General features: G+C 47.8%; 15 protein-coding genes. 10 read left to right on the top strand and 5 right to left on the bottom strand.

Annotated features, from left to right (window positions below; genetic code table 11):
* Positions 1 to 47 precede the first annotated feature (47 nt).
* Positions 48 to 533: a YajQ family cyclic di-GMP-binding protein gene (locus LEUMU_RS0110090; RefSeq protein WP_022952167.1), complete on the bottom strand. Its 486-nt coding sequence runs from the start codon at positions 531 to 533 to the stop codon at positions 48 to 50.
* 141 nt (positions 534 to 674) lie between these two features.
* Between LEUMU_RS0110090 and prfB the strand changes: the two genes are divergently transcribed.
* Together prfB and lysS are read left to right on the top strand one after the other, a co-directional pair.
* Positions 675 to 1,770, top strand: a protein-coding gene (gene prfB, locus LEUMU_RS0110085; protein ID WP_157474305.1) for a peptide chain release factor 2 whose coding sequence is annotated in 2 segments (ribosomal slippage) — positions 675 to 746 and positions 748 to 1,770 — 1,095 coding nt in all. Because the reading frame shifts where the segments join, the coding sequence is not laid out codon by codon here.
* A 12-nt stretch (positions 1,771 to 1,782) separates the two neighbouring features.
* Positions 1,783 to 3,288, top strand: a complete 1,506-nt coding sequence (gene lysS / locus LEUMU_RS0110080; protein WP_022952165.1) for a lysine--tRNA ligase — start codon at positions 1,783 to 1,785, stop codon at positions 3,286 to 3,288.
* 87 nt (positions 3,289 to 3,375) lie between these two features.
* On the opposite strand, the gene lysM is transcribed toward lysS, so the two are convergent.
* Together lysM and LEUMU_RS27960 are read right to left on the bottom strand one after the other, a co-directional pair.
* Positions 3,376 to 3,816 (bottom strand): peptidoglycan-binding protein LysM, encoded by a 441-nt coding sequence (gene lysM / locus LEUMU_RS0110075; protein ID WP_022952164.1) that lies wholly within the window; start codon positions 3,814 to 3,816, stop codon positions 3,376 to 3,378.
* Positions 3,817 to 3,908: 92 nt separating this feature from the next.
* Positions 3,909 to 4,643 (bottom strand): C40 family peptidase, encoded by a 735-nt coding sequence (locus LEUMU_RS27960; protein WP_051156006.1) that lies wholly within the window; start codon positions 4,641 to 4,643, stop codon positions 3,909 to 3,911.
* Between the two features lie 268 nt (positions 4,644 to 4,911).
* Here LEUMU_RS27960 and mrcB point away from each other — a divergent pair, with 268 nt between their 5' ends.
* The 6 genes from mrcB (at position 4,912) to LEUMU_RS27950 (ending at position 12,509) form a co-directional block, all read left to right on the top strand.
* Positions 4,912 to 7,197, top strand: a complete 2,286-nt coding sequence (gene mrcB, locus LEUMU_RS25565; RefSeq protein ID WP_022952163.1) for a penicillin-binding protein 1B — start codon at positions 4,912 to 4,914, stop codon at positions 7,195 to 7,197.
* A 48-nt stretch (positions 7,198 to 7,245) separates the two neighbouring features.
* The gene (locus LEUMU_RS27955; protein ID WP_022952162.1) at positions 7,246 to 8,079 is read left to right on the top strand and encodes a tetratricopeptide repeat protein; all 834 of its coding nucleotides are present in this window, start codon (positions 7,246 to 7,248) and stop codon (positions 8,077 to 8,079) included.
* Positions 8,079 to 9,998 carry a DNA repair helicase YoaA gene (gene yoaA / locus LEUMU_RS0110055; protein WP_022952161.1) on the top strand — a complete coding sequence of 640 codons (1,920 nt, stop codon included), beginning with the start codon at positions 8,079 to 8,081 and terminating at the stop codon, positions 9,996 to 9,998. The genes LEUMU_RS27955 and yoaA overlap by 1 nt, the downstream gene beginning before the upstream one ends.
* On the top strand, positions 9,995 to 10,690 hold the full coding sequence (gene tsaB, locus LEUMU_RS0110050; protein WP_022952160.1) for a tRNA (adenosine(37)-N6)-threonylcarbamoyltransferase complex dimerization subunit type 1 TsaB: 696 nt from the start codon (positions 9,995 to 9,997) through the stop codon (positions 10,688 to 10,690). Before yoaA ends, tsaB begins: the two co-directional genes overlap by 4 nt.
* A complete protein-coding gene (gene truD / locus LEUMU_RS0110045; RefSeq protein ID WP_022952159.1) occupies positions 10,691 to 11,731 on the top strand; it encodes a tRNA pseudouridine(13) synthase TruD in 1,041 nt (346 codons plus the stop codon).
* A gap of 109 nt (positions 11,732 to 11,840) precedes the next feature.
* The gene (locus LEUMU_RS27950) at positions 11,841 to 12,509 is read left to right on the top strand and encodes a lytic transglycosylase domain-containing protein (RefSeq protein WP_022952158.1); all 669 of its coding nucleotides are present in this window, start codon (positions 11,841 to 11,843) and stop codon (positions 12,507 to 12,509) included.
* On the opposite strand, the gene LEUMU_RS0110035 is transcribed toward LEUMU_RS27950, so the two are convergent.
* Together LEUMU_RS0110035 and LEUMU_RS0110030 are read right to left on the bottom strand one after the other, a co-directional pair.
* Entirely contained in the window at positions 12,510 to 13,028 is a 519-nt protein-coding gene (locus LEUMU_RS0110035; RefSeq protein WP_022952157.1) for a hypothetical protein, read from the bottom strand.
* 115 nt (positions 13,029 to 13,143) lie between these two features.
* Positions 13,144 to 14,007, bottom strand: coding sequence for a LysR family transcriptional regulator (locus tag LEUMU_RS0110030; RefSeq protein WP_022952156.1), 864 nt, complete (start codon positions 14,005 to 14,007; stop codon positions 13,144 to 13,146).
* Between the two features lie 93 nt (positions 14,008 to 14,100).
* On the opposite strand from LEUMU_RS0110030, the gene leuC reads away from it, so the two are divergent.
* Entirely contained in the window at positions 14,101 to 15,519 is a 1,419-nt protein-coding gene (leuC, locus tag LEUMU_RS0110025) for a 3-isopropylmalate dehydratase large subunit (protein ID WP_022952155.1), read from the top strand.
* Complete coding sequence (gene leuD, locus LEUMU_RS0110020) at positions 15,519 to 16,157, top strand: 3-isopropylmalate dehydratase small subunit (RefSeq protein WP_022952154.1); 639 nt, start codon at positions 15,519 to 15,521, stop codon at positions 16,155 to 16,157. Before leuC ends, leuD begins: the two co-directional genes overlap by 1 nt.
* The last annotated feature ends 28 nt before the right edge of the window (positions 16,158 to 16,185 follow it).

Here is a 16,185-nt window from a genome sequence, read left to right as displayed (position 1 = left end):
AAGGCCGGTATGATACCGGCCTTTTTTATTGATCGCTTTTCTGGGGATTAGTCGCGGAAGTTGGTGAATTGCAATGGCAGCCCCAATTCCTGTTCGCGCAGCAGCGCAATGGCGCCTTGCAAATCATCGCGGCTCTTGCCGGTTACCCGAACTTGCTCGCCCTGAATTTGAGATTGCACCTTAATTTTAGATGCTTTCAGTGCTTTGACCACTTTCTTACCGTTGTCAGAATCCAGTCCCTGACGCAATAACACCTGCTGGCTCGCATTGTTAATACCGGTTTCTTTGGGGTCTTGCGGGTCCAAGGCGCCTGAATCAATGCTGCGCTTGGCAAATTTCGCTCGCAGAATATCCATCATCTGTTTTAGCTGGAAAGTATTCTCTGCTTTTAGGGTAATAATCTCATCTTTCAACTCAAAGCTTGCGTTGCTGCCTTTGAAGTCAAACCGTGTGGTGACTTCTTTATTGGCTTGGTCTGTCGCATTGCGCACTTCGTGAAGATCAACTTCGGACACCACATCAAATGAGGGCATGACTGAATCTCCTGATAAATCAAAGCGCGTATAATACCGGATTATTGGGCAAAATTTCGATTGGATTTTTTCAAAAGCCTATCTTAGTCACGATTCGTTCATGTATCATACCGTTCCGAATGAAGCAGCCAAGCAAGAATTATGGAATTAAACCTCACTTACTCGAAAATTAAGGATCTGCAGACGCGTTTAGAAGCGCTTAGGGGGTATCTTTGACTATGCTGAAAAGCAAGAACAGCTTGAAGAAGTAGTCAGAGAATTAGAAGACCCCGCCGTCTGGAATGATCGTGAACGCGCCCTGCAATTGGGTAAAGACCGCACACTGTTAGAAGGTGTCGTCGTCACTATCGATCGTTTATTTGAAGGTTTAAACGATACCTTCGAGCTGTTGGAAATGTCCGAAGCGGATGATGATGAGGCCGCCGTTGCCGACGTCATTGCTGAGCTTGGCGAATATGAAAAAGAGCTGAAAGCGCTTGAATTCAAACGCATGTTCTCCGGTGAGATGGATGCGTGTAGTGCCTTCCTGGATATCCAATCCGGCTCCGGTGGAACCGAAGCGCAGGACTGGGGCGAGATGGTGCTGCGGATGTATTTACGTTGGGGTGAGGCCAAAGGCTTTAAAGTTGAGCTAATGGAAGCATCGCCTGGTGATGTGGCGGGTATTAAATCAGCGACCATTAAGTTCGATGGTGAGTATGCCTTTGGTTGGTTACGGACCGAGATCGGTGTGCATCGACTGGTAAGAAAATCACCGTTTGACTCGGGCGGACGTCGTCATACTTCATTCTGTTCGGTGTTTGTATCGCCTGAAATCGATGATGATATTGAAATCGATATCGACCCATCTGATTTACGAATTGACGTATACCGCGCATCAGGGGCAGGTGGTCAGCACGTAAACAAAACGGAATCTGCTGTGCGTATTACGCACGTGCCCACCAATACCGTGGTGCAATGTCAGAATGGCCGGTCGCAGCATCAGAACAAAGCCACGGCAATGAAGCAGTTGCGCGCAAAATTATACGAGCAGGAAGTACAAAAGCGGAACGCTGAAAGTCAGGCGATGGAAGACAATAAGTCAGACATCGGTTGGGGCAGCCAAATCCGTTCTTATGTATTGGACGCATCACGCATTAAAGACCACCGGACCGGTGTTGAGACTGGTAGTACGCAGTCAGTATTGGACGGTTCATTGGATCAATTTATTGAGGCTAGCCTGAAGAGCGGCTTGTAAGAGAGAACACTCATGAGTGAACAGGATATTCTGCAAGAGCAGGACGAAAATCAGTTAATTACCCTACGCCGCGAAAAATTAGCGGGTCTGCGTGAGCAAGGCAATGCCTTCCCGAATGACTTTAAACCTGAGCAACATGCCGCAGATTTGCAAGCATTGTACGGCGATAAAGAGAAGGCTGAGCTGGAAGAAAACCCAGCGAAGGTGAGTGTGGCTGGCCGTATTATGCTGAAACGTGTAATGGGTAAAGCGAGCTTCATCACAATCAGTGATCGTTCAGGCCGTTTGCAGCTATACGTGCAACAAGCTGCGATGGGCGAAGCCTTATACGATTCATTCAAGACTTGGGATATTGGTGACATTGTTGGCGCGACGGGCGTCATGTTCAAAACCAATAAAGGCGAGCTGTCGGTTAAATTGGATAGCTTGAAGCTGCTGACTAAGTCTCTGCGTCCATTACCAGAAAAATTCCACGGCTTGACGGATCACGAGCAGCGCTATCGCCAGCGTTATCTGGACCTGATCATGAGTCAGGACACACGTGATACGTTTAACATGCGTTCCAAGATCGTGAGCTATATCCGTAACTTTTTCGTGCAGCGTGATTTCATGGAAGTGGAAACGCCGATGTTGCAGGTGATTCCAGGTGGTGCATCCGCGCGTCCGTTTGTGACGCATCACAATGCGCTGGACATTGATATGTTCCTGCGAATTGCGCCGGAGCTGTACCTGAAGCGTTTGATTGTGGGCGGTTTTGAGCGTGTGTTCGAAATCAATCGTAACTTCCGTAACGAAGGTCTGTCGGTTCGCCATAATCCTGAATTCACCATGATTGAGTTCTATCAGGCGTATGCGACCTATCACGATCTGATGGATATGACTGAAGAGTTATTCCGTGGTCTGGCGACTGATGTGTATGGCAATACGCAAGTCACTTATCAGGGAAGCGAGTTTGATTTTGGAAAGCCGTTTTTACGCTTACCAATGAAAGATGCCGTTCTGAAATATAATTCAGAGCTGACAGAAGGTGATTTAGAGACTGAATACCGTGCGCGCATTGCCGCTGAGAAGTTGAATATCTCGGTTAAAGAGCAGTGGGGCTTGGGCAAGATTATCACTGAACTGTTCGATGAGACGGTTGAGCATCACTTAAAAGATCCGACCTTTATCACTGAATACCCAGCTGAAGTATCGCCGCTGGCACGTCGCAATGATGAGAACCCGTTTGTGACTGACCGCTTTGAGCTGTTCATTGGTGGACGCGAGATTGGTAACGGTTTCTCTGAGTTAAATGATGCGGAAGATCAGGCTGAGCGCTTCCAGCAGCAGGTTGCTGAGAAAGATGCCGGTGATGATGAAGCCATGCATTACGATGATGACTTCGTGCGTGCCTTAGAGTTTGGTATGCCACCCACTGCGGGTGAAGGTATTGGTATTGACCGCTTGGTGATGTTGTTTACCGATGCGCCATCAATCCGTGATGTTATTCTGTTCCCGCATATGCGTCCTGAAAAGTGATTGCTTAAGGAAAACAGGGTATAAAAAAAGCCACCTTTTCAGGTGGCTTTTTTGTAGCGATTGATATCAGATTATTCTGAGAATCAATTACTTGTGATCCATTGGGATACGGATTTTCTGGCCAGGGAAGATCAAGTCAGGGTCTTTAATGACTTCGCGGTTCTCTTCAAAAATGCCAGTGTACTTGCTGCCGTTTCCGTAGAATTTCTCAGCAATTTTCCAAAGGCTATCGCCTTTGATGATTTCGTAATACGTCACTTCTACCGTTTGAGCCGGGGCAACGAATTCATCAGCGCGTACTTCTTCAACGCCTAATGCATTCCCCGCCATTAGTATTGCTTTTTCATAGGCCGAGGCGGTTTTTGCGGTCCCCTTAATGGTTGCGACACCGTCTTTTACCACTACTTTAAGGTCATCGACTCCAGGGTTGTCCTCTTCGATATGTGCCTGTAGTTTTTCTGAGGCGTCATCGTCATCACTGCCGAAAATTTTCTTACCGATATTGCGGGCAAAATCAAACAATCCCATGTTTCCACTCCTGAATTTGAATTATTAAGTTATAGCATATTCATAATAGGGGAATTGCGGGACTATTCAAGTATTAAACACGCGGTTTTGCTTTAGCTCTCTAAATAACTCCCGAATTTAACAAAGCGCTTTTTCCAGTAAGGCAAGTTCATGGAGGCAATCACCGCCTTGCGACTACCAGATGATGCGTGGATAAATTTCCCATTACCGATATACACCCCAACATGGTTGGTGCGTGGGTTAATTTTGAAAAATAGCATGTCGCCTGGCTGCAAGTTTTGGAAAGCCAGTGTTTTACTATTATCGCGTTGTTGAGCGGCGGTGCGGGGCAGTTTGGTGTTTAGTGCGCGCTTGTAAATAAATTGCATCAAGCTGCTGCAGTCCAGTCCCCGTGCAGGATTGTTGCCGCCATACTTATAAGGGATTCCAAGTGCTGCATACGCGGCATCCATAATGCGATGGCGTTCACTGCTAATAAAATAGGGGCCGGTCAGTGGATTGCTTGGTTTTCTTTGAGCGGGTCGTGAAGCGGTGCGCACCGGTGGAGCAACGGGGCGATTAAATGAAACGGGCCGTATGCTTGGTTGTGGCGGTGGCGCGCGAACTATCGATGGCGATGAACCCGGATAGCGTTGCTGGCCACCCATATTTGAGGGAATGCTGACCGGAGTCGGAGCCAATACCTGCTGCTGCATGGCTGGATCATCAAAGAAAATTGGCATTAATTGATTGCGGTCATCAACAATCATTTGCGTGTATTGAGCTTGCGCAGTTGTTGCACAGGCAAGGGCGAGAGGGAGCAATAGACAAGTCGTTTTTTTCAGCATGGCTCATGTTCTTCTTATTTATTAAGCGATGTGATTGGGAGTGTTTTTGGAAAAGCTTACTCTAAATTCCTTAGTCCATGCTGAATAGCTGACTGGAGGTATTTTGGTAGATACTATTTTTTCACAAATTCATATAGAATCTGCGGTATTCTTCACTAGCTGGGCAGTGTTTGCTGTCGGGTATCAATAAAAAACACAGGCACACGGAAATTACTTTGTCATATCCCTGCGAATATTTAACTACAAAGCAACCTAAAGGGGCTGAATTGTGAGTTTTCTCTGGTCTTTTATCAAAATTATCTGGCGTATCTTCAGAATTACGCTCTTAGTTTCGATTGTCATCGGAGCTGTAGTGGCTGCCGCCTACGTGCTTAAGCTGGATGACCAGGTTAAAACACAATTTGCCGGCAAGCTCTGGGCACTCCCTGCACGCGTCTTTGCACGACCGTTAGAGTTGTATGAAGGGCAAACTTTGCTTGCAGAGAACCTGGAAAAAGAATTACAGCTGCTTAATTACACACAGGGAACTGACAGTAATAGCACCGGCTCATTTAAGCGTAATGGCAATACATTTGTCATTCATTCGCGTGGATTCCAGTTCGCGGAAGATACCGAACCTAAACGCAGCCTTGAGTTAAAAATCAGCAAAGGACAAGTAACCTCCTTGCGCCATGTTGATGACACTGGCCCGCTTAGTCTGATGCGCCTTGAACCGCTACTGATTGGTAATTTTTACCCAAGTCATAATGAAGATCGGGTTTTGGTCCAGTTGGATGAAGTGTCTCCCATGTTGATTAAGGGCCTGATTGCGGTTGAGGATAAAAACTATTACGACCATGTTGGGGTTAATCCCAAGTCGATTTTACGGGCGATGCTGGCGAATGCTAAAGCCGGTCAAACGGTGCAAGGTGGTAGTACACTTACCCAGCAGTTGGTTAAGAACTTTTACCTGACCAATGAACGTAGTCTCAAGCGTAAAGTGAATGAGGCAACCATGGCGTTGCTATTGGAATTACACTATTCCAAAGACAAAATTTTAGAGACCTATCTGAACGAGATTTATCTTGGGCAGAATAAAAAGCGTGCGATTCATGGTTTTGGTTTGGCCTCACAGTTTTACTTTAGCCGACCGATTCGTGAGCTGGAAACGGATCAGGTGGCTTTGTTGATTGGTATGGCGAAGGGTGCTTCGTATTATGACCCGCGTCGCTTCCCTGACCGTGCTATCGAACGTCGTAATCTGGTTCTGGATGTCATGGCTCGTGAGGGCGTGATTAGCGATGCAGATGCTGAGTTGTATAAGACTCGCCCATTGCATATCACAGCCAATGCCCCACCGAGTGTTAGCCCATTCCCCGCTTATTTAGAGCTGGTGAAATCCCAGTTGCAGCGTGACTATCAGGAAGAAGATCTGCGCAGCGAAGGCTTGCTGATTTTCACTGCGATGGACCCGATTGTACAGCTGACTTCTGAGAAGGTGTTAAGCAAGCGAGTTGAGCAGCTTGAGAAACAAGAACGCATTCCCGCTGGTAAGTTAAACGGCGCAATCGTTGTGAGTAGCGTGCAGGATGGCGAAGTACTGGCGATGGTTGGCGGACGTGATGTGCGCTATGCTGGCTATAATCGTGCGATTGATGCTAAGCGACAAATTGGTTCTTTGGTTAAGCCGGGTGTCTATCTGGCGGCTTTGGAAAACCCTGATCAATATACGTTGTCGAGCCTGATTAGTGATGGGCCGGTTAAAGTGCGTCTATCTAATGGTGAAGTGTGGGAGCCTGGAAACTACGATAATCGTGATCGTGGCTTAGTGACGCTTGAAGAAGCGTTAGTTAAGTCCCGCAATACGCCAACCGTGCGAATCGGTGTGACTTTGGGGATGCCTAAGATCGTTGAAAAGCTACATGCGATGGGGGTTGTTGCTGATATTCCGCCATATCCTTCAGTGCTGCTTGGTGCATTAGAATTATCACCGCTAGAAGTGCAGCAGATGTATCAAACGATTGCCTCGGGTGGTAGCTACACGCCATTAAAATCTATTCGCAGTGTGATGGATTCATTCGGCCGTACCTTGCGTCGTTACCCGCTGAATATTCAGCAAGTGACTACGCCAGAAGCAAACTATCTGCTGACCTATGCAATGAATCAAGTCACCAAGCGTGGAACGGCAAGTTACCTATCCAGAGTATTGCCAGCCTGGAAAAACTCAGCGGGTAAAACCGGAACCACCAATAACAAGCGAGATAGCTGGTATGCCGGATTTACCGGTCAGCATGTTGCTTCTGTTTGGGTTGGTCGGGATGATAATAAAGAAACCGGCTTAACGGGTGGAACTGGCGCGATTAAAGTCTGGGGGGATCTGTTTAAAGTGCTGCCAACAAGGCCCCTGAAACCAGTGCGTCCGGGTAATGTACGCTTTGTGAAGGTTGATGCGGAGACGGGGTTACTTTACAACCCAAGCTGCGGAAAAAGCCAGACCTTACCGTTTTTGCGTGGCACTCAGCCAACCAAGTATCGGGTTTGTGTTGTAGATGCACCAGCAGCCGTGGAAGAGTAGTTAAACAATAATAATACACTCGATTAAACAGATTTTTTTGGAAATATAATGTTCAGAAACACCGATTTAAGATATGCGTTATTAGCAGTTATTGCGCTGGGGAGTGCGGCTTGTTCTAATCAGGATATACGGGACTCTCGTCCGGTTAATCAGCTGCCACCGATTCCAATCTCTGAGCCGCCTCAGCCGAGAGTGCAGCCGCCTGCACCTGCTCGTAGTCAGTATGAAACGCCAGCGTTTGAGGAGTACAAGCCTCAAAGTTATTCTGAGCCGCAGTACGATGATACTTACGCGCCGGAAAAAGACTATCAAGATGCCTACACCTCTACGATTGAGCCGGATGCGCCGGTGGTCGTGGAAACACTAAAGCCTGAGCCATTGGTTGCAGTAGAGCCTGAGCCTGCTCCGGTAGTGACTGCGGCGGATTTAGCGGCAGAGCGCCGTAAAAGTGAGCTGGATATTGACCCTTTTGCTAGCGTACCTGATCGCGAAGTGTTAACTGCGACGCGTCCTAATAAGTCAACTGCTGAACCAGCACCAGCGCGAGCGACTAAGCCATTATCTGCGGCGGCTAACGCACTGCTGTTATCAGCTAAGGCGGAAGCGGCTGTGGGCCGTCAAGATGCGGCGATTAACAAAGTAGAGCGTGCGCTACGCATTGAGCCGCAAAGCCCTGAGCTTTGGTATCAGCTGGCCTCGCTAAACTATGATAAAGGTATTTATGATCAGGCAATCAGCCTTGCGCGTAAGGCGCTGCCTTTAGCCTCTGGCAATCGTGATCTGACCGAAAAGAGTCTGGATTTAATGAATCGCGCAGCGACCAAAACAGATAACACTCGCGTGTTCAAAGAAGTGCTTGATTATAAGAAAATGAATCTCTAATGGCGAAAACAGATTGGAAAACCTTATTGGCCGATGATGGACCAATAGCGCAGGTCATTTCCGGCTTTCAGGTGCGACCTCAACAGCAAGAGATGCTGGAAGCGGTTTCTGAAGCCATCGAAACGAATAGCTCCGTCGTGATTGAAGCGGGTACCGGTGTCGGTAAGACCTTCGCGTACCTGCTGCCCGCGTTTTTAAGCGGCGGCAAAGTGATTGTGTCCACCGGTAGTAAAACCTTGCAGGATCAGCTGTTTCTGAAGGATTTACCACTGGTAAAAAAGGCTCTGAAGTCGACTGCGAAAACTGCTTTGCTGAAGGGCCGCGCTAACTACTTGTGTAAGCACCGTTTGCGCTTAGTACAGCTGGAAGGGCGTTTTAAAGATAAAAAATCCATCTCGCATTTGCGTCGTGTTGATGATTGGGCATTTGCTACCAAATCAGGTGACGTTGCCGAGCTGATCACTGTACCACGCGATGCTGAAATCTGGCCGAGTGTGACTTCCACAACGGATAACTGCCTTGGCGCAGAGTGTGGCGACTACCAAGAATGTCATGTTGTGACTGCCCGGCGTAATGCGCAAGAAGCTGACATTGTGGTGGTCAACCATCATCTGTTCTTTGCTGATCTGGCGCTGAAAGAAGAAGGCTTTGGTGAGTTACTACCAAGTGCCAATGCGGTGATTTTAGATGAGGCGCATCAGCTTCCGGAAATTGCATCAACCTTTTTCAGCGATACCTTAAGTAGCCGTCAGTTACAGGATTGGAGTCGCGATACTTTAGCGGAGTGTTTAGAGTCTGCTTCTGATATGGGTGACTTGCGCGAGCAGTTGGCTAAGCTGGATAAAACCGTCTTAGACCTACGCTTGGCAATGGATAAGCCTGGCCTGCGTGAGCCATGGTATAAAATCCGCGATAACGAGCCAATTCAACGCGAGCTGCAAAATCTTAGCGATGTAATGGACTTGTTGCTAGGTCAGTTACAAATCGCTAGCGAGCGAAGTAAAGGCCTGCAATCCTGCTATGAGCGTTTATTTGTACAATCCCAACGTCTGCAAAACTTCCAGTCGCCCAAGCCAGAAACCGTGCAGTGGTATGAGACCTATACTCGCTCTTTCTCGCTTATCTCAACCCCATTGGAAATAGCAGAGCCGTTCCGTAAACAGCTTGATGCCTATCCCTGTGCTTGGGTTTTAACCTCAGCAACTCTGGCCGTTGGTCATTCCTTTGAGCATTTCACTCAACGCATTGGGCTAGAAAACCCCAAATCATTGCTATTGGATAGTCCCTTTGATTATTGGAATAATGCGCTGCTGTATGCGCCACCTAATATGCCAGAGCCACAACACGCTGACTTCACTCCTCGGGTTGTGGAAGAAGCGATTCCGGTGATTAAAGCGGCTAAAGGTCGAACCTTTATGCTATTCACCAGTTACCGTGCGCTCAATCAGGCGGCCGAACTGCTGAAGTCAGAGATTGATTATCCGATTTTGGTACAAGGTGATACCTCTCAGGCTGAAATGATTAAACAGTTCAAAGAGCTGGGCAATGCCGTATTACTTGGCACCAGCACGTTCTGGGAAGGTGTGGATGTGCGTGGTGATGCGCTGAGTTGCGTCATTATCGATAAGTTTCCCTTTGCATCCCCAGGTGATCCGGTGCTGGAAGCGCGGATTAAATCGATTCGCGAGCAGGGTCGTAATCCCTTTAATGAATATCAGCTCCCGCAGGCAATTATTGCCATGAAGCAGGGTGTTGGACGTCTGATCCGTGATGAGGCAGATAAAGGGGTATTAATGATTTGCGACCCACGCTTGCGAACTAAATCTTATGGCCGTACCTTCCTTGAAAGTATTCCACGTGTACCGCGCACCAGTAAGCGGGAAGTGGTTGAACGATTCTTTACGAGTATCAGTAAATGAAAATTCTGGCAATTGAAACCGCCACCGAAGCCTGTTCTGCGGCTGTCTACAATGATGGCGAGATTACAGCGCGTTTTGAGTTTGCACCTCGCGAGCATACACAGCTGATTCTTCCGATGCTGGATGATGTACTGGAAGACGCTGGCGTCACACGTGAAGAGCTCGATGCGATTGCTTTTGGCTGTGGACCCGGTGCTTTTACGGGCTTGCGAATTGCTGTGGGCATTGCTCAGGGCTTAGGCTTGGCGTTGAACAAGCCACTGATTCCAATTTCAACCCTAGCCACTATGGCTGAGTTAGTGCTGGAAAATCAACCCGATGCTGAAGGTAATTATATTGCAGCCTTAGATGCTCGTATGGGTGAGGTTTATTGGGGTGAATACGCAAAGCAAGGTGATGAGCTAGTGCTGATTGGTGAAGAGCAAGTCTCTGCACCTGAAGTTTTAACTGAATATGGTAAGCCCGCCATTGTGTTTGGTAGCGGTTGGGAGGCTTATCAAGAGACCTTCCTGCAGAATCCTCCACCTTGGATTAAAGGGATTATCCGTGAAGTATTCCCAAGTGCCTACTATGTTGCGAAGCTTGCGGCTGCCGCATGGCTGCGTGGTGAAACCATCGATGCAGCAGACGCTGAACCGGTTTATTTGCGTAATAACGTTGCCTTGAAAAAAGGCGAGCAGGGTAAGACTTAAATGATGGATCTTCAACGGACAGCGAACGCTGCCAATTTTCGTGGCGACATTCGTACTACTCACGCCGACTTTCAGGTTGATGAAATTCCTGATTTTGAACCCAGTGGTGAAGGTGAACATGTCTGTGTGAAAATTCGTAAGGACGGGCAGAATACCGAATGGACTGGCCGCCAGCTCGCTGATATCGCAGGTATTGCGCGCCGTGATGTGTCGTATGCCGGATTAAAAGATCGTCATGCGATTACAACGCAGTGGTATAGCGTCTGGTTGCCGGGCAAAGAAGCACCGGATTGGCAGCCACAATTACCAGAATCCATTCAAATTATTGAGCAAGTGCGCCATAACCGTAAATTGCGAATTGGTACTCTTAAAGGCAATCGCTTTAAGTTAGTAATCCGTAACTGTGAAGGTGATAAAACTCAGTTAGAATCCTGTCTCGCAGCCATTCGTAAAGATGGTGTACCTAACTATTTTGGTGTGCAGCGCTTTGGTCACGATCAGCAAAACATTGTCCGCGCGACTTCGTGGTTTGAAGGTCACAGTAAACCAAAGGCTAGCAAGCAACGTGGAATGTATCTTTCTGCGGCTAGATCCTTGATTTATAACCACTGCTTGTCACAACGTGTGGCACAGGGGCAGTGGAGTTCGGCAGTTGATGGTGATGTCTTTAAGCTTGATGGAACCAATAGTTGTTTCTATGAGCCGTTAAATGACACCTTGATCCAACGGGTTACTGAGCTTGATTTGCATCCAACAGGTCCATTGTGGGGTGCTGGTGAGCTGGTTTCTCAGGGCGAAGTTGCCGCATTGGAGTCCTCAATGACTGAGGTGTTTCCGGTGCTGTGTGCGGGTCTTGAAAAGCATGGTTTAAAGCAAGAGCGCCGCTCGCTACGAGTGATGGTGGGTGAGCTTGAGCACCAATGGTTAAGTGATGATTGCCTGGAATTGAGCTTTTCATTACCGCCAGGAAGTTATGCCACGAGTGTGCTGCAGGAGCTAGGTGAGTTTCGGGATGCGACTGAACTTCCGACCGAAACCTAGGACTAAGTCTTTTTAGAAGACAAGTACATCGGGCCAAACTAATAGTTTTATGAACATTCCGACGATAATAAGGCGAAGACTAGCGCTTAGCCTGCTGTGCGGTGGGTTAGTGCTGGCGCAACCAGTGTTAGCCGCAAGCTGTTTAACCGCTCAACCTGGTACGCTACTACAAAAATCGGCCGCTCATGCTGCTATCATAACGCAAGCCGCTAAAACACACGGTGTAGACGCTGAACTGATTCAGGCGGTAATTGCTGTCGAGTCCTGCTTTAATGCACGTGCTGTGTCTCCAGCAGGGGCTGAAGGGCTAATGCAGTTGATGCCGGATACGGCGGACCGTTTCGGGGTATCTGATAGCTTTAACCCAAAGCAGAATATTCTGGCGGGCTCACGTTATCTGAAATGGTTGTTAGCGCGTTTTAATGGCAATGTGCAGTTTGCATTAGCTGGCTACAACGCAGGTGAAGGGCGGGTTGATCAATATAACGGCATACCTCCTTATCGCGAAACGCAAAACTACGTACGTAATGTTCTGTCTATCTACTCTAAACTAGCACCGGGTAAGTCTGTTTATCCTACCAATACAATTGCTAATGGTGCTGTGTATTTCCCGTATAAGCGACTGGTTAAATCTGATGCGCAGAGCGGCTCCGGAAGAGTTTCGGGAGTGTATATTCCCCCTGTTCCAGAGCCACCAAAACCGCTAACCGCAAAACCTGGTCGCCAAGGTTTAGACTTTATGCGTAGCCAAGCCCCCGAATTGTTTAAGAAACAATAATCAGGGCTTTAGCAGCTTAACCTGAAACAAAGCCTTACCTGTTTTACCGGACGCTAGTGGTCCTTTATGCTTCCAGCGAATGTGAGTGTAGCTAGTACTTTTAGCCGTAGTCATCTTGCCGTCTTTACCTTTGACCTTGAGCTTATCGGCTGTATTCCAGCTTTTGCCGCCGTCGACTGAGAAGGTAATGTCCGTGTTATCGCCATAGGCAGATTTGTCGATGTAGCTGGTTAACTTCGGAATTGGATTGATGATATTGATGCCATCAACTGATTTTGGGCTGATGTTTTTAAATTCCGTCGTGTAATAAATGATAGTGCCTGGTAGCGCCTTAACGGCCGGCACTTTCTTTTCAACGTCTTTACCGTTTTCTTTTACTTTCTCTTTCGTTTCCGCTTTTGACCATACTTTGATTTGATCTTCTGCCGCCATAGTCACTGAGCTGAGAATACCCAGCACGAGTAAGAGTGAAATGCAGATTAAAAAGAACGCCCGATTATTTTTATGGATTGTGTTCATGAGTTTACCTTGGAGTATTAATGCGAGTTGCAGGGCTTATGGTAGATGGCTGCCATGAATCGGTACTGAATATCTCGGGCTTTCACTCATATTTGTGTCAAATTGTGACAATTTCTTAGATTGGCAGTAGCTTAATAAAGGCGGCGCTGGCATTTGAGACACTGCGCTGAGCGTGCTGGACTAGCCCCAAAGTGCGCACCATCTTCAACTCATTAATAGGAATCTCTCGTAAGTCATTGCTTAGCATGGTTTTAGGGAGTGCGCTCCAGCCAAGACCCACCGCTACCATCATTCGAATGGTTTCCATGTAGTTAGTTTCCAGTACCACATCCAAAGCTCTTTGCTGTTGCACTAGTTGGCCTTCGATAATGGATCGGGTGTAAGTACCACGTGCCGGAAGAATAGCTCGATGCGTCGCAAGGTCTGCCAGCGTGACCGTGTCTAACTCCAATAACGGATGATCGGGTGCCACGGCAATGCATAACGGGTCTTGCCAAATTGGGGTGAGTTTCAGCTGTCCGGAGGCTCTTAATGGCAAGGTGACAACCCCCATTTCAAACTCGCCTTGTTCAATTCGATGACAAGCTTCTTCCGAGTCCATAAAGGCCAGATCCAGTTTTACGCCAGCGTATTGCTGGCCAAAACGCCGCAAGGTTTCAGGCAGCCGCCGCAGGCCAATGTGGTGTGATGTGACTAAGGATAATTGCCCGCTGATTTTGCCATTCAGATTAGCCAAAACCCGACGCGATTCTTCAATATCGCGTATAATGCGCTGCGCAATGGGTAGCAGGGCGCGGCCAGCCTCATTTAACAGGATGCTGTGGCCCGCTCGATCAAATACTGGACTACCCAATAAGGATTCAAGCGTAGCAATGCGCTTACTTACAGCCGGTTGCGTAATGAATAAGGTTTCTGCCGCTTTGGAGAAGGAACCCAATTCGGCAACGGCTAGAAAAGCTTGATAGTTACGGGTATCCATATTCCTACTGCGACTTAAATAAATGAAGATTATGAATTTGAGTTATCGGGTATGCAAGCATAAGATGTTGGGAAATTACTAAGGAGTGAAGTAATGGCTGGAAAAACGTTATACGACAAACTTTGGGATGCCCATGTGGTGCGTCAGGAAGAAGATGGTACGGCTTTATTGTACATCGATCGTCATTTGGTGCATGAAGTGACATCGCCGCAGGCTTTTGAAGGTTTGCGCATCGCGAATCGCCCTTTATGGCGTGCAGATTCGATTTTGGCAGTGCCTGATCACAATGTACCAACCACCCAAGCGGATCGTGGCAATGGTACGGCGGGTATTAGTGATCCCGTTTCTAAAATTCAGATCGAAACGTTGAATCAAAACTGTGCTGATTTCAAAGTAATCGAATTCATGATGGATGATATCCGTCAGGGTATCGTTCACGTGATTGGGCCTGAGCAGGGCGCTACATTGCCTGGCATGACGGTCGTTTGTGGTGATTCACATACCTCGACTCACGGTGCCTTTGGCGCATTGGCGCATGGTATCGGGACTTCTGAAGTTGAGCACGTGATGGCAACTCAGTGTCTGATCCAGAAGAAAATGAAAAACATGCTGGTTAGCGTGGATGGCAAAGTCGGCCCTGGCGTTACCGCTAAAGATATCGTGTTGGCTATTATTGGCGAGATCGGTACCGCAGGTGGTACGGGTTGTGCAATTGAGTTTGCTGGTGAAGCAATTCGCGACCTCAGCATGGAAGGCCGTATGACAGTCTGTAATATGGCTATTGAAGGTGGTGCGCGTGCAGGCATGATCGCAGTTGATCAAACGACTATTGATTATGTCAACGGTCGCCCATATGCACCAAAAGGCGAGCAGTGGGATGCGGCAGTTGAAGCGTGGTCCGACTTAAAGTCTGATGATGATGCAGAGTTTGATGTGGTTGTGCGCTTAAATGCCAGCGATATTATGCCTCAGGTTACTTGGGGAACGTCACCAGAAATGGTGTTGCCAGTGACGGCTAATGTGCCAGACCCAGCCGCTGAGAGCGATGCCGTTAAAAGTAGCGGTATCCAATCCGCGTTGAACTACATGGGCTTGAGCGCAGGTCAGCCGATCAATGAAATTAAGATTGATAAAGTGTTTATTGGTTCTTGCACCAACTCACGTATTGAAGATTTACGGGCAGCGGCAGACGTGGCCAAAGGTCGTAAAGTGGCTGACAATGTGACGCTAGCGATGGTGGTTGCAGGTTCTGGTTTGGTTAAGAAGCAAGCTGAAGAAGAAGGATTGGATCAAATTTTCCGTGATGCCGGATTTGAGTGGCGTGAGCCAGGTTGCTCCATGTGTTTAGCGATGAATGCTGATCGCCTTGAGCCCGGTGAGCGTTGTGCTTCCACTTCAAACCGTAACTTTGAAGGTCGTCAGGGTCAGGGCGGACGCACGCACTTGGTAAGTCCGGCGATGGCTGCAGCAGCTGCAGTGATGGGTCACTTCACGGATGTAAGGAGTTTATAATGGAAAAGTTTACAGTACACACCGGCTTAGTCGTGCCATTGGACCGCTCAAATGTGGATACCGATGCCATCATTCCTAAGCAATACCTGAAGTCGATTAAGCGTAGCGGTTTTGGCCCGACGCTGTTTGATGACTGGCGTTATCTGGAACCTGGCGAGCCGGGCATGGACCACACCAAGCGTACACCGAATCCAGACTTCGTTTTAAACAAGCCTCGTTATAAAGGCGGCTCAGTATTACTAGCACGCCGTAACTTCGGCTGTGGCTCATCACGTGAACATGCGGTCTGGGCACTGGATGATGCGGGCTTCAGAGCCGTAATTGCGCCAAGCTTTGCTGATATATTCTTCAATAATAGCTTTAAGAATGGTTTCTTACCTATTGTTTTAAATGAAGATATTGTTTCTTCTTTATTTGAGAAAGTAGAAGCGAACGAAGGTTATGAGCTAACCATTAACCTTGAAGAGCAGTGCGTTGAAACACCAGATGGTGAGCGCTATGCCTTTGATATTGATGAGTTTCGTAAGTATTGTCTGATCAATGGATTAGATGATATCGCCTTGACTTTACAGCATGCCAATAGCATTAAAGCCTACGAAACCTCACAAAAAAGTAAAACCCCATGGTTGTTTAATTAATACTAATCAATCATTTACACGTAACACC

It is taken from the genome of Leucothrix mucor DSM 2157, assembly GCF_000419525.1.
Classification (GTDB): Bacteria; Pseudomonadota; Gammaproteobacteria; order Thiotrichales; family Thiotrichaceae; genus Leucothrix; species Leucothrix mucor.
The sequence above is the reverse complement of the archived record's forward strand: the minus strand, read 5'-3'. Positions and strand labels throughout refer to the sequence as shown.

Bases quoted from the DNA above. Each gene is read 5' to 3' on its own strand.
- LEUMU_RS27955 (WP_022952162.1), top strand. From the start codon at position 7,246: ATGTTCAGAAACACCGATTTAAGATATGCGTTATTAGCAGTTATTGCG.
- LEUMU_RS0110035 (WP_022952157.1), bottom strand. From the start codon at position 13,028: ATGAACACAATCCATAAAAATAATCGGGCGTTCTTTTTAATCTGCATT.
- tsaB (WP_022952160.1), top strand. From the start codon at position 9,995: ATGAAAATTCTGGCAATTGAAACCGCCACCGAAGCCTGTTCTGCGGCT.
- LEUMU_RS0110090 (WP_022952167.1), bottom strand. From the start codon at position 533: ATGCCCTCATTTGATGTGGTGTCCGAAGTTGATCTTCACGAAGTGCGC.
- yoaA (WP_022952161.1), top strand. From the start codon at position 8,079: ATGGCGAAAACAGATTGGAAAACCTTATTGGCCGATGATGGACCAATA.
- lysS (WP_022952165.1), top strand. From the start codon at position 1,783: ATGAGTGAACAGGATATTCTGCAAGAGCAGGACGAAAATCAGTTAATT.
- LEUMU_RS27960 (WP_051156006.1), bottom strand. From the start codon at position 4,643: ATGCTGAAAAAAACGACTTGTCTATTGCTCCCTCTCGCCCTTGCCTGT.
- LEUMU_RS0110030 (WP_022952156.1), bottom strand. From the start codon at position 14,007: ATGGATACCCGTAACTATCAAGCTTTTCTAGCCGTTGCCGAATTGGGT.
- lysM (WP_022952164.1), bottom strand. From the start codon at position 3,816: ATGGGATTGTTTGATTTTGCCCGCAATATCGGTAAGAAAATTTTCGGC.
- leuC (WP_022952155.1), top strand. From the start codon at position 14,101: ATGGCTGGAAAAACGTTATACGACAAACTTTGGGATGCCCATGTGGTG.
- leuD (WP_022952154.1), top strand. From the start codon at position 15,519: ATGGAAAAGTTTACAGTACACACCGGCTTAGTCGTGCCATTGGACCGC.
- truD (WP_022952159.1), top strand. From the start codon at position 10,691: ATGATGGATCTTCAACGGACAGCGAACGCTGCCAATTTTCGTGGCGAC.